Origin of the sequence: Amycolatopsis sp. 195334CR (assembly GCF_017309385.1) — a bacterium.
Lineage (GTDB): Bacteria > Actinomycetota > Actinomycetes > Mycobacteriales > Pseudonocardiaceae > Amycolatopsis.
The window spans coordinates 2,489,115-2,512,559 of the sequence record NZ_JAFJMJ010000002.1; the positions used below are offsets into that span (position 1 = coordinate 2,489,115).

The window sequence follows — 23,445 nt, forward strand, 5'->3', positions numbered from 1 at the left end:
TCGGCGGCGGAGGCGGGGCGCTGGTCGGGGAGTTTGGCGAGCAGTGCGCTGATGAGGCGATCGATGTCGGGGCTGATGCCGGGCCGGAGCGTACTGGGCGGGTCGGGGGTTTTGGTTGCGTGCATGTAGGCCAGTGCCCGCAGGTCGGTGGCGGGAAAGACGGGACGGCCGGTGAGCAGGTGGTACAGGGTGGCGCCGAAGGCGTAGAGGTCGGCGCGATGGTCGATGCGTCGGCCCTCGATCTGTTCGGGCGGCATGTACAGCAGGGTGCCGATCACCATCCCGGTCGCCGACAGACCGGCGGTCGCGCCATGCAGACGAGCGATGCCGAAGTCGCAGATCTTGATGGTGCCCTCGTCCAGCAGCATGAGGTTGGCCGGCTTGATGTCGCGATGCACGATCCCGGCCGCGTGCGCGGCGGCCAGCGCGTCGGCGGCCTGCGCACCGTAGTCCAGGACCCGCTCGACCGGCAGTCCACCGGGGTGATCATCGAGAACGGCTTTCAGATCGCGGCCCCGAACGAACTCCAGCACCAGGAACGGGAAGGTCATTTCGATGCCGCCGCGGGTTTCCCGGTGTTCGCCCCAGTCGTAGACGGCGGTGATGTTGGAGTGGTTCAGGCGCGCGGCCGCCTTCCCCTCGCGCCGGAAACGTGCCAGAGCCTCATCGTGCTGCCGGTCGTCGCCCAGCAGGTTAGCCAGCAACAGCTTGACCGCCACCGGCCGGTCCAGCGTCTGGTCGACGCCCCGCCACACCTCGCCCATCCCGCCCCGGCCGAGCAACCGCTCCAGTCGGTAGCGGCCGGCCAGTTCAGTACCGGCTCGCACATCCCACCTCCGCACGCATCACGGTTGACTAGCCCTTTGCCCCGGCCGGGCCGGTGGCAAAGGGCTGACCCGCACGCCTGAGGCATGAATGCCTCGAGGGGTGAGCAGACCACCATCCCGATCACCGTAATGGTGGCACGATCATGGTCACCGGGTGCCGCTACACGTTGCCTTCATCGTCAGGGGTCGACGGGTCGCGTAGCGGGCGCAGCCCGCCGGCCAGTTCCGGGGTGAGGAACGAGTAGCGGCCGAGCATGTTGACGTGGTGGCGCACGAACGGTGAGAGCCGGGCGGCATCGGCCTCACGCACCTCGTAGCCCCCGACGCGCAGCTCGGTGATGGCGGCGTCGAGGTAGCGGGTGGTGAACAGCACCAGCGCGTTGAGCACCAGGCCCAGCGCGCCGAGCTGGTCTTCCATGCCTTCGTAGTAGCGCTGGCGCAGTTCGCCGCGCTGGCCGTGGAAGATCCGGCGCGCCAGCGCGTGGCGGCCTTCCTGCAGGTTGGCCTGGCCTTTGATGTCGCGGCGGTAGCCGGTGTCGTCGACCAGGCGCAGCACGTGCAGGGTCTTGTGGATGCGCCCGTAGTGCGCGATCGCCTCACCGAGCGGGGTGGGGTGGCCGTCGCGGGAGAGCATCCGGATCACATCGTGGGCGCGGACGGCGCCGGTGTGAATGGAGGCGGTGACCCGCAGGATGTCCTCCCAGTGCCTGCGCACCCGCTCCAGGTCGATGCGGCCGCGGGCCGCGGTGGCGAACGGGCCGTAGTCGGCCTTGGTGTTGATGCGCCACAGCTTCTGATCGGGCAGGTCGGCCAGCTGCGGGGCGTAGGTGAACCCGGCCAGGGTGAGCAGTCCGAACACGATGTCGGAGTAGCTCGCGGTGTCGGTGACGATCATCTGTGGTTTCTGGCCGCCGTCGCGGTCGTAGAGCACGTCCAGGACGTGCAGGGAATCGCGCGGGGTGCCGGCCACGACCTTCCCAGCCAGCCCGGATGCCTGGTCGTTGACCATGTTCAGCCAGGTCGCACCGCGTTTCTGGCCCCAGTAGTGCGGGTTGTGGCGGGCGTTGATGGTCTGCACCGGCACGACGAACCGCATCCCGTCCACGCTGGCCACGTGCCCACCACCCCAGACCTGGGCCAGGCCGATGCGGGCCTGGTGCTCGATCAGCGCGGCGTTGGCGGCCTTGATCGTGTCCATCCGCAGGTAGGTCGCGTCGACGTGCGCGAGCCGGTCCCGGGTCAACGCCGCCACGCTGGACTTGATGACCGGGGTCCAGCCGATGTTGCACGCCTCGGACACCAGCAGTGCGGCGATCGTGATGTGCAGGTCGGCCAGGCGGGCTTCGCCGCCGGTGATCGAGGTGAACGCCGCGTCGGCGCCGGTCCAGGACAAGACCTCCAGCAACACCTCGGGGAGATCGACGCGGGGCAGCATCCGGTTGGTCAGCACCCGCAGGTTCTCCAGGCTCGGCGGCTCGGCCTCGGCCGGGATCGCCGCGAGGTGCAGGCGGCCGTGCTCGTCGAAGCGCACCGCAGTGTTGTCCGGCAGCCCGGCGGTGACCTCGCGGAAGGTGGTGTCCAGCAGCTCGGCGCGCTCGTCGAGGTGCTCACCAGGGTCGGGCGGCAGGCCGAGGCTGGACAGCACCACCGGCTTCGCCGTGGTCCACGCGCTGCCCGCGAGGAGCTTGGCACGCGGGTCGCTCCATTTGCTGGAGTTGACCGCGAAGATGTCCCGCCGCCGCAGGCACCGGTGGAACTGCTCCAGCACGCAGAAGGTGTAGGCCCGCCAGTCGATCGCTCCCGGCTCCAGCCCGGGGGCGTACAGCACCAGCCGACGCCAGGAACCGATCAGCAGCTGCTCGTCGATCTCGCCGCGGGCGACCTTGTTGCGGCCGCCGCCCCACAACCTGGGCAGATCCCGCAACGCCGCCAGCACCCGCTGTCCATCCGGTGCCGCGCCGAAGCGGATCACCTCGCACAACAACGGCAGGAACGGCCGCACCGTGGCGAACCGCTTCACCATCTCCGACCGCCACGCCTCGTCGGAGTCGGAGTCCGGCGGCCCCGCGAGCTCGACCACCGCAGTGAGGGCGTCGGCGAGCTCGGAGCGGGGCACCACGGCCTCGATCTCGGCCCACACCTGCGCCAAACTCACCGGCTCCACCACCGCACCGTCGTCGGCGGCCTGCTCAGCGAGGTCATCGTGCGCGCCGGTGACCTCCAGCAGCACCCCGAGCGCGGCCGCGAGCTTCGCCGACGCCTTGCCCAGGCGGGGCAGGGTGCGCAGCTTCTGCTTGGCCGACTCCCGCTCGGCGCGGGCCAGCAGCTTCGAGGCAATCAGCACATCCAGCAGGTCCAGGGCGTCATCGACCGCCCGGGTCTGCAGGTAGGTCACCGTGGCCAGCAGCGTCGCTGCCCGCCGGGAATCACCGTGACGGCGCAGCAGACTCGCCTTGCCCTGCACCCCGTACCGGGACAACTCCGCCAACCGGCGCGGCGGCACGGCCTCGGTGTCGACCTCGACGAAGCCCAGCCCGAGGATCTCGGCGGCGCGCTGGAGCGCGTCGACCATCGCCGGCCCCGACACCCGCACCGGCGGACGCCGCAGCCGGTCCAGGTGCGAATTCCGGTGCCCCTCGGGCACTTCCAGCAGCCCGTCCAGCGCCGTGCGCTGCTCGGCGTCGAGCAGATCGTGCAGCGTCTCCCACAACCGTTGGTTCGCCGCTTCCCGGCACGAACCCACCAGCCGCGCCAGCCGGGTCACCCCCGGCAGCAGCACCTTGCGCTCCCGCAGCCACCCCACCGCCGCGTCGAACAGCGCCTTCGGCCCATCCCCGGTCGTCCACGCACGAGCGTCGAGCCACTCGGCCAGCTCGCTGATGACCTCGGAGAAGTCCCGCCAGCCCTCGCCGTTCTGGATCTCCCCGGCATGGGTACGCGCGGTGCCATCCCGCTCGCCGTAGTCCTTCAGACACGACGGGTCGGCGATCTCCAACTGCTCGGCCAGGTACTCGGCCACCTCCACCGGAACCTGCCGCGGATCCGGCATGAACCGCCCGAGGTAGCGGACGCTGGTCAGCTGGATCGCGAACCCGAGCCGGTTATGCGCTCGGCGCTTGTCCCGCACCAGCTCCCGGTCCGCGTCATCCAGGAAGAAGTACCGCTCCAGCTCGCCCCGCGGCACGAACTCACCGAACGCCCCGTAGCCAGCTGCCTGCTCATCCGACAGGAACTCGACTGCCACAACAGCCCTTTCCAAGATCGACAACAAACGACCTCGGAAGACTCCAACATCGCATCACAGCAGGTCAACGCGGCGATACATCGCCAGAACCCTTAGCGCACGATCTGACACTGATGTTCCTCAAGCCCCGGTCAAGGTGGCGGTCAAGGAGATCCGGGACCTAGCCTGGGTCGCCCTGCCGGACAACCCCTACGCACCCGACCCCGCCGTCCTCGATCGGCGACCGACAGCCCCCGGCCCGTCCAACCCCGCCCTGTCCGATCGCGTGTCGGGCGAGCGGGTCTCGACTGCGGCCGAGACCGGCGCCGTAGGGAACACCGGTGTTTCCGGGCCGCGGGGCGTGGCCATCGCCGGCGGTGTGCACGGTGCCGGGCCGGGAATCACGATCGGTGCCGCCACCGGCGACCACCTCAACCTCGGCGCACCATCGCCGGGCGAGCCCGACCGCCCTCGGTAGCCGACCCGGACCACGGGCACACCGCGCCGGCGCCCGCCCCCGCCCAACCCGACCCCGCGCCACCCGCCGGGACGCAGCCGAGCACCCGGATTCGTGGCGGGCTCACCGCCACCGACAACGGCACCGCGGTCGGCGCGGTGTACGGCGGCTACGCCGAGGGCAACGCCCGGATCTACCAGTCCCTTGGCGACCTGACCGTCATCGTCCGGAGCGATGCGCCCGAGGGGCCGGCGGTGACGCCGGTGGCCGTGCGGGTGGATGAGGAGGCGGTGTTTGTCGGCCGTGGCAAGCAGATCGAGGATTTGCTGACCGCGTTTGGCGAGCATCGGGGCGCCGGTGCGGTGGTGGTGTCGGCGGGGATGGGTGGGGTGGGCAAGACCGCGCTGGTCACCCGCGCCGCCGCCCGCGCGGTCGAACTGGGCCTGGTGGCGACCGCGGTGGTGCTCAACCTCAACGGCTACGACGCCGACGCTGCGCAGCGGGCGAAACCCCGCGACGTGCTCGGACCGCTGCTGCGGCTACTGGGGTTGCCTGACGGGCAGGTCCCGGCCACGGTGCCCGAGCAACTCGCCGCCTACCGCGCCCTTCTCGCGGGCTGGGAGCGACAAGGGCGCCGTCTGCTGCTGGTGCTGGACAACGCCGGCGACGTCGACCAGGTCACCGCCCTGCTGCCGCCAGCACCGCACGCGGCGGCGGTGACCACCCGCGACACCCTCACCCTGCCCGGCCGCACCCGCCACCTCGACCTCGACACCCTGCAGACGACCGACGCAGTCGACCTGCTCACCCGACTTCTGCAACGCGCCGAACCCGATGACCCGCGGGCAAACGACGGCGCGGCGCTGGTGCGGCTGGCAGACCAGTGCGGCCGCCTCCCCCTAGCGCTGGAGATCGCCGCCGCCGTCCTCACCGACGAACCGCCGATGACGGTGGCCGACTTCGTCGACGAACTCGAGCAAGCGCCCCAATCGCTGGAGTCGCTGCGGCGCGCGGATCGTTCGGTGACCGCGGTGCTGGAGTTGTCCTGGAACCGGCTCACCGAACGCAATCCCCCAGCAGCCGAACTGCTCAGCCTGCTGCCGATCAACCCCGGCCCCGACCTGTCCACCGCCGCAGCCGCCGCCCTCGCCGACACCAGCGAAGCGCAGGTCAAGCCCCGGCTCCGGGCGCTGCGCCACGCCCATCTGCTGCAGCACTCTGGCGGACGGTGGCAGATGCACGACTTGGTCCGCCAGCACACCAGCACCCACCTCACCGACGAGCGCCGAATTCCCGCGCTACAGCGGCTGCTCGAACACTACGTACGAGACGCCGACGCCGCGGACGATAAGTGCGTGCCCTCCCCGGCACCTCGGTCCCGGACACCTTTCCCGGTCGTGCCGAGGCGCTGGCCTGGTTCGACACCGAACGCGCCAACCTCACCAGCACCGTCGCCCTGGCACTTGACACCGGCCAGCCTGGACCGCGAATGGGATGGCTCGGGTCTCGCTGATTTCGGGTGCCGGAGGTGCGCTGGTGAAACGCTGGCTATGCCGGTCACGTTAGGTAGGAGTGTGAGTGCGCGCTGGATGTCCGAGGGGAGGCTGTGATGACGCGGTGGCGTGATCGGCTGTGGGTTGTGCTCGCTCGGATCTATCAGGCCGGGGGCGACATGACCATCAACGATCGATGACCCCGGAACAGGCCCCTAGCGCGAATGCCTCAAGCGGCAACGCTCGTGGCTGGTCGCTGACCGCGCGCGCCGAGGGCAACGCCCGGACTTACCAGTCCCTGGGTGACATGACCGTCATCAACCGGTCCGGCACGCCCACAGGTCCCGCGGTGGTGCCGGTGGCCGTGCAGGTGGATGAGGACGCGGTGTTCGTCGGCCGCGAACAGCAGATCGCCGAGCTGATGACCGCGTTCGGCGATCGAGGCGCCGGTGCAGTGGTGGTGTCGGCCGGGATGGGCGGGGTCGGCAAGACCGCGCTGGTCACCCACGCCGCCGCCCGCGCCGTCAAGCAGGGCCTGGTCACGATCGCGGTAGTGCTCAACCTCAACGGCTACGACCCCGACGCCGACCAGCGGGCGACACCCCGCGACGTGCTCGGGCCGCTGCTGCGAGTCCTGGGATTGGCCGACGAGCAGGTCCCGGCCACGATGCCCGAGCAGCTGACCTCCTACCGCGCCCTGCTGCAGGGATTGGGACAGCAGGGGCGCCGTTTGCTGCTGGTACTGGACAACGCTGGCGACGCCGACCAGGTCACCGCGCTGCTACCGCCAGCACCGCACGCGGCGGCGGTGACCACCCGCGACACCCTGACCCTGCCCGGTCGCACCAGCTACCTCTACCTCGACACACTGCCGATGACCGACGCGGTCGATTTGCTCACCCAGCTCCTGCAGAGCACCGGCCTGGAGGACCCGCGCGCGGATGACGGTGCGGCGCTGGTGCGGCTGGCCGACCGGTGCGGCCGCCTGCCCCTCGCGCTGGAGATCACGGCCGCGGTCCTCGCTGACGAACCGTCGTTGACGGCGGCTGAGCTCGCCGACGAACTCGCGCAAGGTCCCCACTCGGTGGAGTCGTTGCGGCGCGCCGATCGTTCCGTGGCCGCGGTGCTGGAGTTGTCCTGGCATCGGCTCATCGAACGCGATGCTCAGGCCGCGGAACTGCTCTCTCTGCTCCCGATCAACCCCGGCCCCGACCTGTCCACCGCCACCGCCGCGGCCCTCATCGACGTCTCCGAAGCGCAGGTCAAGCCGCGGTTGCGGGCACTGCGCCACGCACACCTGCTGCAGCAAACCGGCGGGCGATGGCGGATGCATGACCTGGTCCGCCAGCACGCCCGCTCCCACCTCGCCGACGAGCACCACCTTCCCGCGCTACGGCGGTTACTCGAACACTACGACCGGCTCGCCAACGCCGCAGACGATCATTTGCGCGCCTTACCCCGCACCTCGGTGCCGGAGACCTTCCCTGGCCGTGCCGAGGCGCTGAAGTGGTTTGACACCGAACGCGCCAACGTCACCAGCGCCGTCTCCCTCGCATTCAATACAGGCCACCACGACGTCACCGCCCACCTCGCCACCGCGCTGAGCGAGTACCTGAGCTGGCGGCGCCACCTCGCCGACTGGGTCTCTGTCAGCGAACACGCTCATGCCGCTGCCCAGCACCTCAACACCTCCCGCACACTCGCCATCGCCTCGAACATTCTCGGGCTCGCGCTGCGGTATGTGCGGCGGTTCGACGAGGCGATCACCCACCACCAGCGGGCCGCCGCGATCTTCCGGGAGACCGGGGACCGCCACGGCGAAGGCCAGGCGCTGAACAACCTCGGGCTCGCGCTGCAGGAGGTGCGGCGGTTCGACGACGCGATCACCGCCCACGAACGGGATCTGGCCATCTGCCGGGAGACCGGGGACCGCCACGGCGAAGGCCAGGCGCTGAACAACCTCGGGCTCGCGCTGCGGGAAGTGCGGCGGTTCGACGACGCGATCACCCACCACCAACAGGCCGCCGCGATCTATCGGGAGACCGGGGACCGCCACGGCGAAGGCCAGGCGCTGAACAACCTCGGGCTCGCGCTGCGGCAGGTGCGGCGGTTCGACGACGCGATCACCGCCCACGAACGGGATCTGGCCATCTGCCGGGAGACCGGGGACCGCCACGGCGAAGGCCAGGCGCTGAACAACCTCGGGCTCGCGCTGCGGCAGGTGCGGCGGTTCGACGACGCGATCACCCACCACCAGCGGGCCGCCGCGATCTTCCGGGAGACCGGGGACCGCCACGGCGAAGGCCAGGCGCTGAACAACCTCGGGCTCGCGCTGCGGGAAGTGCGGCGGTTCGACGAGGCGATCACCCACCACCAGCGGGCCGCCGCGATCTTCCGGGAGACCGGGGACCGCCACGGCGAAGGCCAGGCGCTGGGCAACCTCGGGCTCGCGTTTGTCGAGACGGGCCAGCTGGTGGAGGCGAAGGCTGCGGGGCAGGCAGCGGTGTCGGCATTCGAGGAGGCGGGTGATCCGGACTCCGCAGCAACAGTGACCGAATGGCTCGCCACACTGCAGTAGACGTCGGATGCTTCCAGCGTTCTGGTCAGCGGCGAAGCGATGGCTGGACTGCTCAACGGTTCCGGTTCTGGTGCCGGTTGGCTCGTACCGGGTACCACCGCTGTAGCCCCGGACAACCCTTGGGTTGGTCGGGAGGTGGGCGGATCGACGAACGTCACCTCAGACCCGGCGAGAGCGGCGTGCACGGTCGGCAGCGGCCCGCCGCGGCAATCTGCCGCTGCTGGATTCGCCATCAAAACGGCGATCTCGGCGACCAGCGCCGCCATGGCCAACAGCGGTGCGAGTACGGCCCCGCGCCAGCCGCCACGAGGCTGTAGCCGGCTCGGCGCTCGCACGGGCTCCAGCGCGTGGGTTGCCCGCGACCGGGGGTGGGACGCGGCACGTTCGAACTCGGGACCGCGACCTCCGCACGCAGTTGCGGCCGCGACGGTGGCAGCAGGGCTGTGGTCGGGATCGGCATGCCCATAGTTCTGGGTCGTGGCGATCCGGCTGTGATCGGTATGTTCGCGGGCTTATTCGCCGGTGTGCCCCAGGCGATGGTCAGGGGGTGTCGAGCAGGCGGGCGATCCGCGCGGTGAGGTCGTCGGGTGGGTCGTCGAGCAGGGCGGCCAGGCGGGTGCGCAGGCCGGTCAGGGCGGTGGTCGCGGTCTGGCGGGCGGTGTCGGCGGCGCCGAGTTCCCGGTTGAGCTCGGCGATGGCCGTGGTGTGGGTAGTCGCGGTGGTTGCCGCTTCTGCGCGGAGGGTGGCTAGCTCTGCGGTGAGCCGGTCGCGCTCGGCGGCCTGCGCGGTGGTGACGCGCTCGAGGTCGCCGGCGAGCCGTTCGCGTTCCTGCTGGAGCTGCTGGGCCAGCTGCCGGCCGCGGTCGGCCAGCTGCTGGTCGTGGTGGGCCTGCGCGGTGGCCAGGGCCTCGGCGCGCTGCTGGTGGAGGCGGCCGATCTCCTCACGGTGCTCCCGGGCGGCTTCGCCGGCGGCCGTCTCAACCTCCTCGACCCGCGTCTGCAGCTGGGTGACCGTGGCGGCCAGGCGCGCGTTCTCGCTCTCGGCCAGGTCCTTGGCGTTGAGGGCGGCGGCGCGCAGCTCCTCGGCCCCGGCGCGGCGTTTCTGCTCGGCCAGCAGTTCACCGCGGGCCTCGTCCCGCGTGCGGGTGGCCTCGGTCGCGGTGCGCTCGGCCGCGGCGGCGGCTACCACCGCGGCGGTTTCCTTCGTCCGCGCCTCCTCGGCCGCCCGCTCCGCCTCGGCGGTCTTCGCCTCGGCGGCGGTGACCTGGCCCCGCATGTCCCGCACCGCGGCCTGCATGCGCTCGACGGCGCGGCGGCCGGCGGCGACGTCGCCGGCGAGCGCGGACTGGATCTGCTCGGCCCGCTCGGCGAGTGCCTGGGCCGGGGCGAGCAGCTCGGCGGCCATGGTGCCGACGGCGGTGACCTGTTCGCCGAGGCCATGGAGGTCGATCGGCGGTCCGGGCGCGTCGGCGCGGCCGCGGGTGGCGGCCTCGACCTGCCAGGCGGCGGCGACGTCGCGGCACTTCATCGGCTTGACGCGGCCGGGGACCCGCCACCGGCTGTGCTCCTCGCGGCAGAACCGCTGAGGCTGCCCGGCCTGCCCTTCGGGGGCGCGCGGGAGGGCGCGGCGGCACGCCCCGCACTGCTCGCTCCCGGCCTCCTCGGCCGGGACACCCGGCCCGTCCAGTACGGCGGACGGGCGCACGGGCTCGGATCCCGGGTCGGCAGCGTTGTGAGTTGCAAGCAAAATGACAATTCCTCGCAAGTAAAGTGTCAACCTGCAGGTCAGAGCGCTAAGACGAGTGCAAATAAGTCCCCGGATAGTCCCGCCTGGAAGTCGAGTCGCCCGACCGTCGGCCGTATTTCGCGTGAAGTGTCAGTTCACACAGGGCCGGGGAGCGACCACCCTGGCGCGGCAACTTTCGGTTGTTTTTGCACGGCAGCGCACCTCAGCGGCTCTAGGGGTACATGACGAACACCGAAGCTCAGTCTTCCGGAGGGCACGATCCTGAGCCGTCAGCGCCAGCACGGGCGTCGACGACGGGCGGAGTGTCGTCGGCGGTGACCGCCGTTACAGCGGGTGTGGGCGGCTTGTACTTGGCCACGCAGTCGGTTCTTGTGACGGCGATCGGCGCCGGTCTGGCAGCCGTTCTCGCGGCGCTGCCCTTGCTGATCGGGCGGTCGAGATGAGTTGCAGTCATTGCGGAGGATTGCATCATGAATGGCGATCGCACAGAAGCTCCGGTTGCCCGCGTCTCTCGCCGCCAGAGGGCGTTCACCGGTGCGAAACATGCGGCACTCGCGTGGCCGGTGATCGCGGCGCTCATGATGCTGATCGGCCTGCTGGGCCTGTGGGGTTCGGATGGCGGTGGGTCCATCGACCAAGTGTTCATGACGCTTTTGTCCGCGCCGCTGATGTATGGACTGCCCGCGTGGCCGATCGTCGTGGGCGTGGCCGCGACGTTAGCGGCTCGCGCATCAGCCCAACGAACACGGCGCTGCGCATGGCTCGTGGCAGCCTGCGCGGCATCGCGCTCCCGTCCGTTCTATACGGAGCCTCCGCCCTATTCAGGTAATCTGCCACTCACCTGACCCGAGCGAAGAGCGGGCTTCAGGCACCCGTTGAGGTAGCCCGCAGGGACGTCAGTGGTGAAGGCCGCGGTCTGGATGCCGGCCGGTCCAGCAGCGACACCCACTCGAGCACCAGACGGGCGAGGCCTGCAGCATCCAGTCCCGATGGCAGCGACGCAGTCCGGAAATCCTCAGCGCCGTCACCACCATCGCCAACAGCATCGCCTAGCTGCGAAATCTCTACGGAACCGGACACGGCAGGTCCAGCGTCCGCGTCGGCCTGCGCCCGCCACGCGCACCTGTCCGTCCACGCCGCGACGACCTGGTGCCAGCTTGTGCTGGACACCCTCGCCGACCCCGACGCGCCCTGGCGCAATACCCCATGACCGACCAGAACCAGCGCGAGAGGACGCAGGTGTGACCACCGAAAACGGATCGACTTCGCCACCTCTGGGCGCCCGCCGGTCGATCTGGCCGTTCGCGCGATCCTCAACGGGGTCGAGTGTCTCGACCGAGCTATCGAGGAACTCCTGGACGGGCATGAACACCGACCCGGTGCTCCCGTCCTCGACCAACGAAGGCGGCCGGGCTGGTCGCCGGAGACATGATCCGTTCCGGCCCGCCGATCAGTAGTTCGGCGCACAGCGAGCGTGGTGATGTGGTGCGACACCGCCTGCCCGCGATACTGATGCTATGACACGAGAACGCAGTGACGAGCAGGCGGCATTCGCGGTCGTCGAGCGCGTCCTGAGTGCGCGGGTCGAGCCCTATGACCTCGGTGATCGGCCGAACGTCGTCGACGGGCTGCTGCACTACCCCGACGGGCGCACCGGCGTCCTGGAGATCTCCTCGCTCGGCCCGCAAGCTGAGGCCGCGATCACCGCCGTCCTGGCCGACCGGGCCAAGAGCCGCTACACGGTGGCCGGCTTGCGCAACAACTGGATCGTCACCGTGCCGCGCGACTTCCCGCCGAGGGACCTCAAAGGCATCGACGCACTCCTGCTGACGTGCGAAGAACACGACGCAGGCTCGCTCGAGCAGCTTTACGGGGCCGCCCTGCTCGGACACGTCAGCTCCGCGGTGGCCGAGGCGGTCGATGCTGGGGTCTCGGCCGACGTCGCCCGCAGCAGCACCGCGCAGCCACCAGAGGTCTGGATTATGGCCGACGGCATCGGCGGTGCCGCCGGCGGTGGCGAGCGCCTCCTCCCGGGCGAACTTGCAACCCACCTGGAGTCGCCGACGATGCAGTCGAAGCTGGCCAAGCTCGGCAAGGACGGCCACGACGACCGGCACCTGTTCTTGTGGGTACGGATGTCGGCGTTCACCTTCGCAGTGACCGACAACCTCTATTTCGGTGGCCCGCTCCCGAGCGAGCCACCGGACCTTCCCGGCGGCCTGAGCCAGCTGTGGTTGGCCGCCGGCTCCAGCTCCGGCGGGGTCGTGCGGGCCATCCACGGCGACCGCTGGGTCCGCGAGCACCCCTACGCCAACTCGCCTCGCAGCGGAGCAGCCGACAACTGACTGCGCGTCTCCACGCCTACCGCACGACCGTCGCGGCGCACGTGGCCGTGGAGAAGAAGGTGTTGGAGGATCTGGCGGCTGCTACGCGGGGCGCACCACGGACGATGTCCCTGGTGACGTCGACGTCTGGATTTCCGACGTGACTTTCGGCCAGTAGCACGCATAGCTACCGTGACCCGCCCGCTAGGACCATCACACTGAAGCTACCCGACGGACTAAGGACCAGGGCCTCGGCTTGTGTGGCCGTGGACCTCAGCCGATGGGGGGTTGCCGACGCCGGATCCGCACATCGAGCGGCTCGGCGGGTTCACTCCGATACCAACTGGGGTGGTCAGCCCAGTGCCAATAATTCAGCTGGTACTGGTCGTGTGCGAGGGCCTGAAGCTCCTCTTGATCGCCCTGCTCTGCGAAGTACTCGGCGAGTCGCTGCCCCGCGTAGGCGTCACCGGCGTCGGTCTTCGCCCGCAGGTTGTCCACATCGCCGTTCTCGGCCATCACGTCCACGACTAGCTCCGAGAGGACCATCGCGTCTTCGGGGCTTTTAGGATCGAACCAGGCTTCCAACGACTCAGCGTCATACTCGCGGGCAAGGGTGTTGATCATCAAGGTCGCCAGTCGCGAATGAGGTGTGGCCGTCAAGACGGCCACACCGGCGACTTCGTCCCCAGGGGCAGCACGGAGTTCGTCGGATTCTGCAAGGGACACTTCTTTGGCGCCCTCCGCTGCCAGGGCGCTCACCGCTGCTGCTTCCTCGGCGGCGTACGCCTCGTGCAGGAGACGGCTGAACCGGTCACACACTCCTCCTCCACGAAGTCGGCGGTAGAGCCCCGGACGTTCCGCGCGAGGGCATCGACGATCATGAGAAGGTTCTCCTGGGGCGGAATCTGCGGGTTGCTGAACGCGCGCCGCACGGTCTCGTCCGAGATCTGGTGACGATTCGACTTCTCGTTCTTGATCTCCTTCGCGATCCTGCCCAGGCTCAAGTGATGTGCCCTGCCGTGCAGCTCGTGAAGGGCATTGTTCAGACGCTTCAGTGGTCCCTCACCGAGAACCGGTCGCCTTAGCCGTGGCATCGACCCCACCTCCGGGCACCCCAGATCACCTCACCACTCTCCCCACCTTGCCTCATACCGCCTCGAACCTCACCACGGGCCGCAAGCGGGGCGGAGGCTGAACGAGTACATCACTGCGGACCTCGCTCCTCCTCCCGGAGGCGAGTTCCCCCGGCTGAACGGAGATTCGTATGCCGCTGCCCGCCCCCGTCCTGATCGTGGCCGTTGCCGCCCTCGGGATCCTGATCGCCTACGGGATGAAACTGACCTTCCTCTTCCTGCTACACCGCCGTGACGACACGGCCGGTCCTCGCGTCCTGGCCGGTCCGCCGTATGGACCTCAATCGGGCCGCAGCCGCCCGCAGGACGCCGGCTGCACATGTGGCCAGGAATCGGGGCGGCGATAGTCACTTCCGGCAGGATCGCATCCCTTGCAGTGCCCGGAACCGCGCGACACAGCGCGGTTCCGGGCCGGGTGCAGACTATGGCATCCCGTTCCCCGGTAAGACGGACTATGTGAGGTTCCCCCCCGTTACCTTTTTCGTAGTTCCTGATCAAGGAGCTGTGGTCGCCAGGTTCGGCATGACTGATGCCCCCAGTCGAGTCCATGATCCGGGGGGTGGTGTCACCGGGCCTGGCGGCATCGAGGGACCGCTGAATAGGGACACGGCCGCCCGCAGGGCAGGTCTCGTCGTAACGTGGGTGCCGGCCATCGATGCCTGACCGGCGACCACCCGCGACGGACGAAAGAACCGTGCATGACCAGCAGTTTCGGCGTGTTCCTCGGCCTTGACGTCGGCAAGGGCAGCCACCACGCGGTGGGCCTGGATCCGGCTGGCAAGCGGCTGCATGACGGGCCCTTGCCCAACAGCGAACCCAAACTTCGCGCGTTGTTCGACAAGCTCGCCCAGCTCGGTCCGCTGCTGGTCGTGGTTGATCAGCCAGCCACGATCGGCGCGCTGCCGGTCGCCGTCGCCCGCGCAGCCGGTCACCAAGTCGCCTATCTGCCCGGGCTGGCGATGCGCCGCATCGCCGATCTCTACCCGGGCAAGGCCAAAACCGATGCTCGCGACGCGTTCATCATCGCCGACGCGGCCCGCTCGCTGCCGCACACGCTGCGCCCGGTCGACGTCGGGGACGACACCCTGGCCGAGCTGGAAGTGCTGGTCGGCTTCGACGACGACCTGGCCGGCGAAGCCACCCGGATCGCCAACCGCATCCGCGGGCTGCTCACCGGCGTCCACCCCGCCCTCGAACGCGCGATCGGCCCGAAGATCAGTCATCCGGCGGTCCTGGAAATCCTGTCCCGTTGCGGTGGCCCCACCGGAATCCGCAAGGCCGGGCGCCGCAAACTCACTGCCATCGCGAAGGTTCACGCCCCGCGCATGGGCGACACACTCGTCACCGCGATCCTCGACGCACTGGACGAGCAAACCGTCACCGTCCCCGGAACCACCGCCGCGGACACCGTGCTGCCCAGACTCGCCGACAGCCTCAAAACCGTGCTCCAGCAACGCACACAACTCGCCACCGAGGTCGAGGAGATTCTCGATGCGCACCCTCTTGCCGGGGTCCTGACCTCGATGCCCGGCATCGGGATCAGGACCGCCGCCCGCATCCTGCTCGAAATCGGCGACGCCTCCAACTTCGCCAGCTCCGCCCACCTGGCCGCCTACGCCGGCATCGCCCCGGTCACCCGCACCTCGGGCACCAGCATCAAAGGCGAACACCCCGCCCGCACCGGCAACCGCAAACTCAAACGCGCGTTCTTCCTCGCCGCCTTCGCCGCACTGCACGACCCGACCAGCCGCGCCTACTACGACCGCAAGAGAGCCGAGGGCAAGAAACACAACGCCGCCCTCATCTGCCTCGCCCGACGACGCTGCGACGTCCTCTACGCCATGCTCCGAAACGGAGCCCGCTACCGACACCCCGAACCAACCCACGCCGCAGCAGCCGCTTGACAAACTCATAGGGACACCCCCCCCGGGAATCGGACACCGGGGTTTCATGCTGCGTGGGTGGTGGGTGGACTGTAGCTGCTGCGGGTTTCGTGTGGGGTGCGGTAGCCGAGTGTCGAATGTAGACGATCGTGGTTGTAGTAGGCCAGGTAAGCGAACACGGCCTGGCGGGCCTGGTGACGAGTGGTCCAGGTTCGGGTGCCGATCTCGGTTTTGAGGGTGGCGAAGAACGACTCCGCGACGGCGTTGTCGTAGCAGGAACCCGCCCGACCCATTCGAGGGCCGGACACCCAGCGCGGTCAGGGTCCGGCGGAATTCCGCCGACTTGTACTGCGTGCCGCGATCGGAATGGAACACCGCGTCCTTGCCGATGAGGCCACGGCCGGCGGCGAGAGTGAGTGCGTCACAGGCCAGATCGGCGCGCAAGTACCTGCTCATCGCGTGCCCGACGACTTCACAGGTATGCAGATCGAGCACGGTCGCCAGATACAGCCAGCCCGCCTCGGTGGGCAGATAGGTGATATCACCGACCAGCCGACGCCCAGGCGCCACGGCGGTGAAATCCCGCCCGATCACATCCGCAGGAGCAACCGCAGCGCGCTCTGGCCTGGTCAGGCAGTGCCGCCGGCGCCGGGTGAGCCCGACGATCTCCCGCTCCCGCATCACCCGCTCGACCCGTTTGTGGTTGACCACCCGACCACGGCGCCGCAACTCCGCGGTCACCCGGGGACTGCCGTAAGCACCCCGGTGACCAGCATGGATCTCGGCGATCTCACCCGCGGCGCGTTCCTCCCGGGCCGGCGCCGCGGCCAGCCACTCATAAAACCCCGGGCGGCGCACCCGAAGAACACGGCACAGCCGGGCGACACCGAAGACGTCGCGATGTTCGGAGATGAACCGGTAGCTGCAGGTCAACGACCCATCTCCTGCGCGAAATAGGCGGCTGCCTTCCGCAAAAGACGTGAATCAAGCACCAGCACCGCGCCGTTGGCGGAATCGTCCTCCAGCAGGACCAGGAAGCCCGGAATGTGCCGCCGGCGCTTCCCGGCCGGGGTACCCCCACCACGGCCAGCACGGTTGCGACACGATCCGCACCACGCTCGAGTCGAAGTCCAGCGCGACCAAGTGATCCCACTCCACCCACGACTCGAACCCGATCCAACCGCCCATCGTGGCCGACCAGCACCAGCCGGGGTAATTCCGCCGCCCGCGGTAGAGCAGAACGAACCAGCTCGGCGACCACGTCCGGCATGAACGACCAGGGCACGCGCTGTTCGGCGCCGTCCTCGGCGACGAAGAACGAATCTGGCCCCGACCATGACCTGTCGTCGAGCGCGAGGTCCGTGTCCGCGGTTGCTGGCCAGGCAGCCGCCGGTTGGTGTCGAAGCGTCTCGTTCACTTCGACACCGACCGAGCGCTTGTTGGCGTCCAGTTAACAGCCGCGCAAGAGCGAACTGATCTCCTCCTGTAGCGGAATCGCGGGGCTTAGTGACTTACCGACCCTCACAGACTGCCCGGTGTAGTGGGCTCCTTCGAAGGCACACCAGGGCACGCTGGTGCGGTTCCAGAGCACGTTGATCTGGTTGTCCATGTTGACCGCTCTGAGGTCAGGGATGCTGACCTGGGTGGCCAGCCTTCTGCTGGAGTCGTGGTTCCAGGCGCACAACCACCCTGTGGGGCACTCCAGGGTCGCGCTCGGGGCCGTGTCGGCGGGGCTCTGCGTCGCCGTGGTGGCGGTTGCCGGTGTGGTTGCGGCGAGGATGGCGAGGCCCACCGCGGAGCAGAGGCTGGTGATCCAGGGCATGACGGTGGCTCCGTTCTCAGCAGGCGCCGCGGCGCAGGGAGCTGATGTTGTTGTCCCTGCCGTACTGGGAGGTGTTGCCCTGCCAGTTGCCCACGGACCACGGATCTCCGGAGTAGTTGGTGTTGAGGTAGGTGCACCAGAGGGCCCCGGTCCGGTTCCACAGCGAGGACACTCGGTTGTCCAGGCCGAAGTCGCCGAGGTCGGGTGTGCCGATCTGGAAGCGGGCCATCGTCCCCTGGCCGCCTGTGCCCGACCACACGCAGAACCAGCCGCTGGGGCAGTCGCTGTAGGCGGTGATCGACACGTCCGTTTCGGTGTGGCGCGGCCCCGCCGAGGCGGCAGTAGCCGGTGCGACCGCGGCCAGTGCGACAAGTCCGAGTGCGACGCCGAGCTTGGTGAACCAGCGCATTTTTGTGCCTTTCCGTGTTTGCGCTGCCGGACGGTCCGGCTGCGCGGCCTCCTGGGTAAGCGAGGCAGTGCCACCGGTGTAGGCCTGATGGGTTGTCCGGCGCCGGAGTCGTGGACGCCGGACAACAACCTCCGGACAATGGACGATCGACTCGGGGAGGGGTTGGGGACAGTGCCGCGTGCTGAGCGACCGCTGGAACTGGATGGGTCGTTGCTGACGATGTTCGCCGCTGACCTGCGAGAACTGCGTAGGAAGGCGGGGAGTCCGCCGTATCGGGAGCTGGCTCGGCGATCACATTTCTCCTCCACCACGCTGTCGGACGCGGCGGGAGGGCGCCGTCTGCCCAGCCTCGACGTGACGCTGGCCTACGTCCGGGCGTGCGGCGGCGACGTCGAGCAGTGGGAGCGGCAATGGCGTGCCGCCGCGGCGGAGTTGCACACCTGCAGCCCGGTCGACGATGAAGGCGATGACCAGCCGGCGCCCTACGTCGGGTTGCGCGCGTATGGCCCTGACGACGCCGCGATGTTCTTCGGGCGAGAGCGGCTTGTTGATGATCTGGTGGCGCGGTTGGCGAGGCAGAGATTCGTGGCGGTGTTCGGGCCGTCGGGGTCCGGGAAGTCCTCGGTGTTGCGCGCGGGGCTGATCCCGCAGTTGGGTGGCATCGTCCTCTGTTTCACCCCGGGGCCTCACCCGGTCGAGGAGTGCGCGATCCATCTCGCGCGGGTCACCGGTGACCTTCCCGGGAGAGTGCACACCGAACTGGCTGGTGAGCCGCGCGCCCTGCACCGCTTCGTGCGGCAAGCTCTGGCAACCGAACCAGCCGAAGCCGAGATCGTCCTGGTCGTGGACCAGTTCGAGGAACTGTTCACCCTGTGTACCGACAAGCAGGAACGGGAGCGTTTCACCACCCTCATCCTCACCGCGGCCAGCGTGCCGCGGAGCCGTTGTCGTGTGGTGCTCGGCGTCCGCGCCGACTTCTACCCGCACTGTGCGCGTCTGCCAGAGCTGGTCGAAGCGCTTCAGGATGCCCAGGTCACCGTGGGTCCCATGGCACCGGACGAACTGCGGCGGGCTATCGTCCAACCTGCTGTTCAGGCCCGGTGCGCGGTCGAAAATAGTCTGCTCGCCACGCTGGTAACGCAGGCTCACGGGCAGCCAGGCGCGCTGCCGCTGTTCTCCCACGCTCTGCTGCAGACCTGGTTCCGCCGCAAAGGCCATACCCTCACCTTGGCCGGCTACCAGGCCACGGGCGCATTCGACGGCGCGCTGGCCAACACTGCTGAGGCCGTGTTCACCGGGCTCGATGAAGGTGGGCAAACCATCGCCCGGGACCTGTTCCATCGCCTCGTCACGGTTGGGGAGGACACTGAGGGGACCAAACGCCGAATCGGCGCCGACGAACTCGGCGATGATCCAGCCCTCGCCGACGTCGTCGCCCAGCTGGTCCAGGCACGGCTGTTGGTGCAGGATCATGGCGGTCTCGAACTCGCCCACGAAGTCCTTATCAAGGCATGGCCGCGCCTTGCTGGTTGGCTTGCTGAGGACGGTGACGGGCTGCGCGCCCAGCGCGAACTCACCGAGGCGACGGCGGCATGGGAACGCCACGACCGGCATGACACCGCGCTCTTGCGTGGGACGAGGCTGGCTGTCCTTACCGACTGGGCCAACCGCGCCAGCGCACCCAACAGCAAGGAAAGGGCGTTCCTTGACGCCAGCGTCGCCGCCGAGCATCGCGAGCAGGCGGCGAAAAAGCGATCCATACGCCAGCAACGCCGTCTGATCGCCGTCCTCACGGTGCTCCTGCTCGTCGCGGCGACCGCCACGATATACGCCAGCAACGCCGAGAAGCGGGCGGTTCTCGAGCGCAACACCGCCTTGGCCCTCGGGGTCACCAGTCAAGTCGTGGAATTGAGCCAGACCAGTCCTTCGCTCGCAGCGCAGCTCAGCCTGGCCGCCTACCGGCTTGCGCCAACACCTGCAACTCGCGACAGCTTGATCGCCATGTCCGGAGTAACCAGCAAAGCTGTTCTCCAATCAGGCGCGGCAACCGCCTCAGCCATTCGAGGAAGCGGCCAGGCATTTCTGGTCGGCGACCTCGAACGGGACCGCACTATCTTGTGGAACAAAAACCAGGACGATCTTTCGCTCGGCGACCTGCCTGGCGGCGTTGAAGCAAGCATGAGCGACGACGGAATGGTAGCGACAATCGACCGAGAGAACCGGGTACATATATCAGACGCGACAGAGCTAAAACCTCCGACGGAAATGGCAATCCTGCCCGGTACCTACGGTCATGCGCTGGTAAGCCCTAATGGTCGCCTGCTCGCCGCCGCGGAGACCATCCGCGAGCAAACCTCAACCGCGAGTCCGCCGATATGGACACTCAACGGCACCGTGCGAATCTGGGACCTCGCCGACCCTCGCCGGCCTCATCAAACAGGAACACTGAATGCCGCCAGCCTGCGTTCTTTTGCAGGCAGCGAGGCTCTCGCAACCTCTCCCCATCTCGGCCCCGTGCATCCCGCACTGGATAGCAACTCCCTCCGGGTTTTGGCGGACAGCAAGTCCATCAAGCTATGGAAGTTGTCCGCGACAGGGGAGCCATTTTCGGCCACAGAGCTACTGCCTTCGGGCAGTCCTCGCGTAGATCTATATTTCTCCTCGCACGGCAAACTTGCCGTTACCAAAAAGAGCGACTACGAGACCATGACCGTCTGGGACCTGCACGATCAGCTTCAGCCAACACAGCGGGCGCCCAGCAATATCGGCGTAAGAGGCCTCACTGCAGCTCATTTCAGCAAAACCGACCAACTTGTGGCACTCGGGAGCGCGGGCGAAGTTCTAGTGCAAGACATTAGAATCAACCATACGTTAACAAGAATCAGCCTTCCGGGTCGTCAGGGCGTCGTTAAAGCCTTGGCCTTCGGAGATAACGATCGCAGCCTCGTCGGAATCACGTCGGGGCCAGGAGTCGAAACCTATGCCTGGCGCTGGGAGCTTGATCCCGAGACAGCGGCTGCCGCCGTGTGCAAGGACCAGAAGGTCTCAATACGCCCTGCTGAGTGGGAAGCCTACTTCCCTGAGGTGAAGTTCCAGTCGCCATGTCCTTAGACCGCATCTCAGCCGAGGCGCAGCACGGCCACGTTCCCCGCGCATAACAGCCCGGCGCGACTACGACTCGGCCCCGATGCTGCAGCTGATGGCGCTCACCGTGCCGCGCAGCGGCAGGTTCACCTGCTAGTGACCCACTCGGCGGCGGACCGCTCGGACCGCCATCAGCACCGACACCCTCTTCTGACCCCCGTTCGGGGCGGTACTTCAGGAGGTGTTCCGTGGTGGCCGCCAGCTGCGGGTCCAGGTCGGGTTGGGGGTCTCGTGCCGGGGTGTGGTGGCGATGCCCCAGGCGGCAAGAGCGACGCTGCGCCACAGGTAACTGGAGTTCGGTCTGTGCTTCGCGGCGCTGGTCGCGTGGAGGTGGCGATAGCGGCTGTGACCGGTGAACTGGAATGCTTCCCAGCCGGTTTTGTTACCGGACATGTTGGCGTAGCGGTGGATGTAGCCGCGGATGCGGTCGTGCTGGAGCAGCCACCATCGGTCGGAGTCGGTGTACTGCACCAGCTGCCAGCCGTCGCCGAGTTCGGCGAGGTCCGCCGCGACCGAGGGCCGCTCCGGACCGACCTTGTCGGAGTCGTCGGTGTGAGGTGGCGACGGAGCTGGCGATTCTTCGAGCGCGAGGCCGCGGCGTTCGGCGATGCGGCGCAGGTGAGTCAGGCAGCGCGGACAGTCCGGCGGCGCGACGGTCACCGGTCCGAGTGGCATCGGCGCCGAACGGGACGCCGACTCGCACAAGGCTCGGCCGCCGCGGTGCGGGCGGCTTCCGCGCGTGTCCGTGTCCGGGACCGCGTGGCGGGCCTGGCCGTAGGTGCCGCCGTGTCGGCTCAGCTCCGGCCGGACCCGCACGATGACCGGAAGCACGGCGCGGTTGCGGTCCCACCGTTGCTGCTCGCCGGGATCGACCACCTCCCACAGCTCGGCGTCCCGTTCGCGCAACTGCTCCCGGATGTCGGCGATCACCGCCTGCATCCCCGGGTGCGCCCACATCCCGCTGGTGTGGTCGGCTGCGTCGAGGTAGCGCAGCTCGATCTGGCGGCCGAGGTGGTAGTACGCCTCGGCCGCGACGGCCTCGGTGAGCGCGCGGGCGCTCTCGACACTGCGGTCCGGCCCGGCGAACGCGCCCCGGAAATCGGCGTCGGACAGCACCTCGAACAACGGCTTCCCCGATCGGGGGTGGACGATGAACCAGTGCCCTCGCGGAACACGGATCGCTTCTTTTCCTTCTCCGAGAAGGATTGCCCGGTCCGGGAGGTTTCGTCCGCCGGAGAATCGGGTGTAGTCGAATGGCACGTGCGGTTTCAGGCCCAGCGTGCGCGCCAAGCCGCGGATCTCGACCTCACGCACCACATCCGGTTCGGCCGGGTACTGCACCGCCATCACGTGGTCCCGCGCCGTGAACTTCACCGCTCATCACCCACCGGACCTTCGTCGACCGCGACGACGCCGGTATGAAGCGCCTGCTCACTGGCCGGGGTGAGGGTGACGACGAAATGGTCGGCGAACTCCTCGGTCGCCGGCATCGGTTTGCCGTGTTTGATCGCCACGCCGTGCGGGTTGATCAGCCCGAGGTCGCGAAGCCCGCGCGCTCGCGCGGTCAGTTTCTGGTGGCGGCCGCCGTCGACGCGGCCGTAGTAGCTGTGGCTGCCCATATTGCAGACCTCGCCTACCGCGACGGCACGCAGCAGCGCGACCTGCGGGGAGGTCAGTTTTGGTGCGCTCATCTCGGATCGGTCCTTCACAGCGGGAGGTATTCGCGGATCTTGCCCTTGACGTGCGGGCGCGGGTCGCCGAGCGTCAGGCCGAGGGTCGGCAGCCGCCGGGCGATCTGCAGCTCGGTCAGCGGTTTGGTGACCGGGACGTCGGCGTAGCCGCGGTCGTCGGTGCTCCATGCGTCCGGGTCGGAGTCGACGGCCCGGACCCGGGCGACGACGCCGTTGACGACGTAGACGATTGCCTTGAGCCGCGGCCGGCGGGCGGGGGCGATCGGGAACCACTTGCGGTCGGCCTCCAGCTGCACTTTCTCGCTGGCGCCGGTTTCGCCGTAGCGGCGGTTGGTGTCGGCGTCGACCTTGCCGGGCCGGGTGTTGCGGTAGACGACCAGCGCGCAGTCTCGGCCGTCCTTGTGGGCGGCCAGCTGTTTGTAGAGGGTGGAGCGGGCCACGTGGAAGGTCTCGGCGATCTCGGCGACGGTGTCCTCGCCCGCGTCGTACATGCGCTGGGCCTGGTCGAGCTGGTGCTGGGTCAGCTTGGCCGGGCGGCCGCCGCCCCGGCCGCGGGCCCGCGCCGAGGCCAGCCCTTCCAGGGTGCCTTCCCACGCTCGCACGGCAAGGTCAGACCGCGATGTTCACCACGCTTTTCGCCACGGTTCCCGCAACGCCTGGAACCCACGATGAGCGGGGGCACGACCGGGACCGATCCCGGACGGCAAACCGAAAG

The 23,445-nt window shown here is 68.8% G+C and carries 16 protein-coding genes and 2 pseudogenes; 6 read left to right on the forward strand and 12 right to left on the reverse strand.

Going from position 1 to position 23,445, the window contains the following annotated elements; all coding sequences use genetic code 11:
• Nucleotides 1-14 precede the first annotated feature (14 nt).
• Together JYK18_RS47120 and JYK18_RS34395 are read right to left on the reverse strand one after the other, a co-directional pair.
• Nucleotides 15-842: pseudogene (locus JYK18_RS47120) on the reverse strand (serine/threonine-protein kinase); the annotation flags it as partial.
• 145 nt (nt 843-987) lie between these two features.
• Nucleotides 988-4,071 carry a Tn3 family transposase gene (locus JYK18_RS34395; protein ID WP_206807561.1) on the reverse strand — a complete coding sequence of 1,028 codons (3,084 nt, stop codon included), beginning with the start codon at nt 4,069-4,071 and terminating at the stop codon, nt 988-990.
• 594 nt (nt 4,072-4,665) lie between these two features.
• Here JYK18_RS34395 and JYK18_RS34400 point away from each other — a divergent pair.
• Both JYK18_RS34400 and JYK18_RS34405 read left to right on the forward strand, forming a co-directional pair.
• Entirely contained in the window at nt 4,666-6,117 is a 1,452-nt protein-coding gene (locus JYK18_RS34400; protein ID WP_206807562.1) for an ATP-binding protein, read from the forward strand.
• Between the two features lie 190 nt (nt 6,118-6,307).
• The gene (locus tag JYK18_RS34405; RefSeq protein ID WP_206807563.1) at nt 6,308-8,578 is read left to right on the forward strand and encodes a tetratricopeptide repeat protein; all 2,271 of its coding nucleotides are present in this window, start codon (nt 6,308-6,310) and stop codon (nt 8,576-8,578) included.
• A gap of 540 nt (nt 8,579-9,118) precedes the next feature.
• Here JYK18_RS34405 and JYK18_RS34410 read toward each other — a convergent pair.
• Complete coding sequence (locus tag JYK18_RS34410; protein ID WP_206807564.1) at nt 9,119-10,282, reverse strand: hypothetical protein; 1,164 nt, start codon at nt 10,280-10,282, stop codon at nt 9,119-9,121.
• Between the two features lie 512 nt (nt 10,283-10,794).
• On the opposite strand from JYK18_RS34410, the gene JYK18_RS34415 reads away from it, so the two are divergent.
• Both JYK18_RS34415 and JYK18_RS34420 read left to right on the forward strand, forming a co-directional pair.
• Nucleotides 10,795-11,169: a hypothetical protein gene (locus JYK18_RS34415; protein WP_206807565.1), complete on the forward strand. Its 375-nt coding sequence runs from the start codon at nt 10,795-10,797 to the stop codon at nt 11,167-11,169.
• Between the two features lie 672 nt (nt 11,170-11,841).
• Nucleotides 11,842-12,669: a hypothetical protein gene (locus JYK18_RS34420; protein WP_206807566.1), complete on the forward strand. Its 828-nt coding sequence runs from the start codon at nt 11,842-11,844 to the stop codon at nt 12,667-12,669.
• Nucleotides 12,670-12,921: 252 nt separating this feature from the next.
• Here the strand turns inward: JYK18_RS34420 and JYK18_RS34425 are convergent, their stop codons facing one another.
• Entirely contained in the window at nt 12,922-13,407 is a 486-nt protein-coding gene (locus JYK18_RS34425; RefSeq protein ID WP_206807567.1) for a hypothetical protein, read from the reverse strand.
• Nucleotides 13,404-13,652: a hypothetical protein gene (locus JYK18_RS34430; protein WP_206807568.1), complete on the reverse strand. Its 249-nt coding sequence runs from the start codon at nt 13,650-13,652 to the stop codon at nt 13,404-13,406. Before JYK18_RS34430 ends, JYK18_RS34425 begins: the two co-directional genes overlap by 4 nt.
• An 827-nt stretch (nt 13,653-14,479) precedes the next feature.
• On the opposite strand from JYK18_RS34430, the gene JYK18_RS34435 reads away from it, so the two are divergent.
• Nucleotides 14,480-15,685: an IS110 family transposase gene (locus tag JYK18_RS34435; RefSeq protein WP_206800050.1), complete on the forward strand. Its 1,206-nt coding sequence runs from the start codon at nt 14,480-14,482 to the stop codon at nt 15,683-15,685.
• A gap of 44 nt (nt 15,686-15,729) precedes the next feature.
• Here JYK18_RS34435 and JYK18_RS48335 read toward each other — a convergent pair whose 3' ends face one another.
• The 4 genes and pseudogenes from JYK18_RS48335 to JYK18_RS34455 all read right to left on the reverse strand — a co-directional run bounded on the left by JYK18_RS48335 (nt 15,730) and on the right by JYK18_RS34455 (nt 17,895).
• Nucleotides 15,730-15,957 carry an integrase core domain-containing protein gene (locus JYK18_RS48335; RefSeq protein ID WP_206807569.1) on the reverse strand — a complete coding sequence of 76 codons (228 nt, stop codon included), beginning with the start codon at nt 15,955-15,957 and terminating at the stop codon, nt 15,730-15,732.
• A 4-nt stretch (nt 15,958-15,961) separates the two neighbouring features.
• A pseudogene (locus tag JYK18_RS48340) lies at nt 15,962-16,597 on the reverse strand (IS3 family transposase); the annotation flags it as partial.
• A gap of 517 nt (nt 16,598-17,114) precedes the next feature.
• Nucleotides 17,115-17,486, reverse strand: a complete 372-nt coding sequence (locus JYK18_RS34450) for a peptidase inhibitor family I36 protein (RefSeq protein WP_206807570.1) — start codon at nt 17,484-17,486, stop codon at nt 17,115-17,117.
• Nucleotides 17,487-17,502: 16 nt separating this feature from the next.
• Nucleotides 17,503-17,895 (reverse strand): peptidase inhibitor family I36 protein, encoded by a 393-nt coding sequence (locus JYK18_RS34455; protein WP_206807571.1) that lies wholly within the window; start codon nt 17,893-17,895, stop codon nt 17,503-17,505.
• A 138-nt stretch (nt 17,896-18,033) separates the two neighbouring features.
• On the opposite strand from JYK18_RS34455, the gene JYK18_RS34460 reads away from it, so the two are divergent.
• Nucleotides 18,034-21,006 carry a helix-turn-helix domain-containing protein gene (locus tag JYK18_RS34460; protein ID WP_242582386.1) on the forward strand — a complete coding sequence of 991 codons (2,973 nt, stop codon included), beginning with the start codon at nt 18,034-18,036 and terminating at the stop codon, nt 21,004-21,006.
• Between the two features lie 207 nt (nt 21,007-21,213).
• Here the strand turns inward: JYK18_RS34460 and JYK18_RS34465 are convergent, their stop codons facing one another.
• From JYK18_RS34465 to JYK18_RS34475, 3 genes are read right to left on the reverse strand one after another with little or no spacing between them, the layout of a single operon-like run.
• Nucleotides 21,214-22,413 carry a hypothetical protein gene (locus JYK18_RS34465; RefSeq protein WP_206807572.1) on the reverse strand — a complete coding sequence of 400 codons (1,200 nt, stop codon included), beginning with the start codon at nt 22,411-22,413 and terminating at the stop codon, nt 21,214-21,216.
• A complete protein-coding gene (locus JYK18_RS34470; protein WP_206807573.1) occupies nt 22,410-22,730 on the reverse strand; it encodes a hypothetical protein in 321 nt (106 codons plus the stop codon). Before JYK18_RS34470 ends, JYK18_RS34465 begins: the two co-directional genes overlap by 4 nt.
• A 14-nt stretch (nt 22,731-22,744) precedes the next feature.
• Complete coding sequence (locus tag JYK18_RS34475; protein ID WP_206807574.1) at nt 22,745-23,332, reverse strand: helix-turn-helix domain-containing protein; 588 nt, start codon at nt 23,330-23,332, stop codon at nt 22,745-22,747.
• Nucleotides 23,333-23,445: the final 113 nt, after the last annotated feature.

What these genes read in the sequence shown, in the direction of transcription:
- JYK18_RS34405 (WP_206807563.1), top strand. Translation starts at nt 6,308, where the DNA reads ATGACCGTCATCAACCGGTCCGGCACGCCCACAGGTCCCGCGGTGGTG.
- JYK18_RS34415 (WP_206807565.1), top strand. Translation starts at nt 10,795, where the DNA reads ATGAATGGCGATCGCACAGAAGCTCCGGTTGCCCGCGTCTCTCGCCGC.
- JYK18_RS34420 (WP_206807566.1), top strand. Translation starts at nt 11,842, where the DNA reads ATGACACGAGAACGCAGTGACGAGCAGGCGGCATTCGCGGTCGTCGAG.
- JYK18_RS34435 (WP_206800050.1), top strand. Translation starts at nt 14,480, where the DNA reads ATGACCAGCAGTTTCGGCGTGTTCCTCGGCCTTGACGTCGGCAAGGGC.
- JYK18_RS48335 (WP_206807569.1), bottom strand. Translation starts at nt 15,957, where the DNA reads ATGGGTCGGGCGGGTTCCTGCTACGACAACGCCGTCGCGGAGTCGTTC.
- JYK18_RS34450 (WP_206807570.1), bottom strand. Translation starts at nt 17,486, where the DNA reads ATGCCCTGGATCACCAGCCTCTGCTCCGCGGTGGGCCTCGCCATCCTC.
- JYK18_RS34455 (WP_206807571.1), bottom strand. Translation starts at nt 17,895, where the DNA reads ATGCGCTGGTTCACCAAGCTCGGCGTCGCACTCGGACTTGTCGCACTG.
- JYK18_RS34460 (WP_242582386.1), top strand. Translation starts at nt 18,034, where the DNA reads ATGGACGATCGACTCGGGGAGGGGTTGGGGACAGTGCCGCGTGCTGAG.
- JYK18_RS34470 (WP_206807573.1), bottom strand. Translation starts at nt 22,730, where the DNA reads ATGAGCGCACCAAAACTGACCTCCCCGCAGGTCGCGCTGCTGCGTGCC.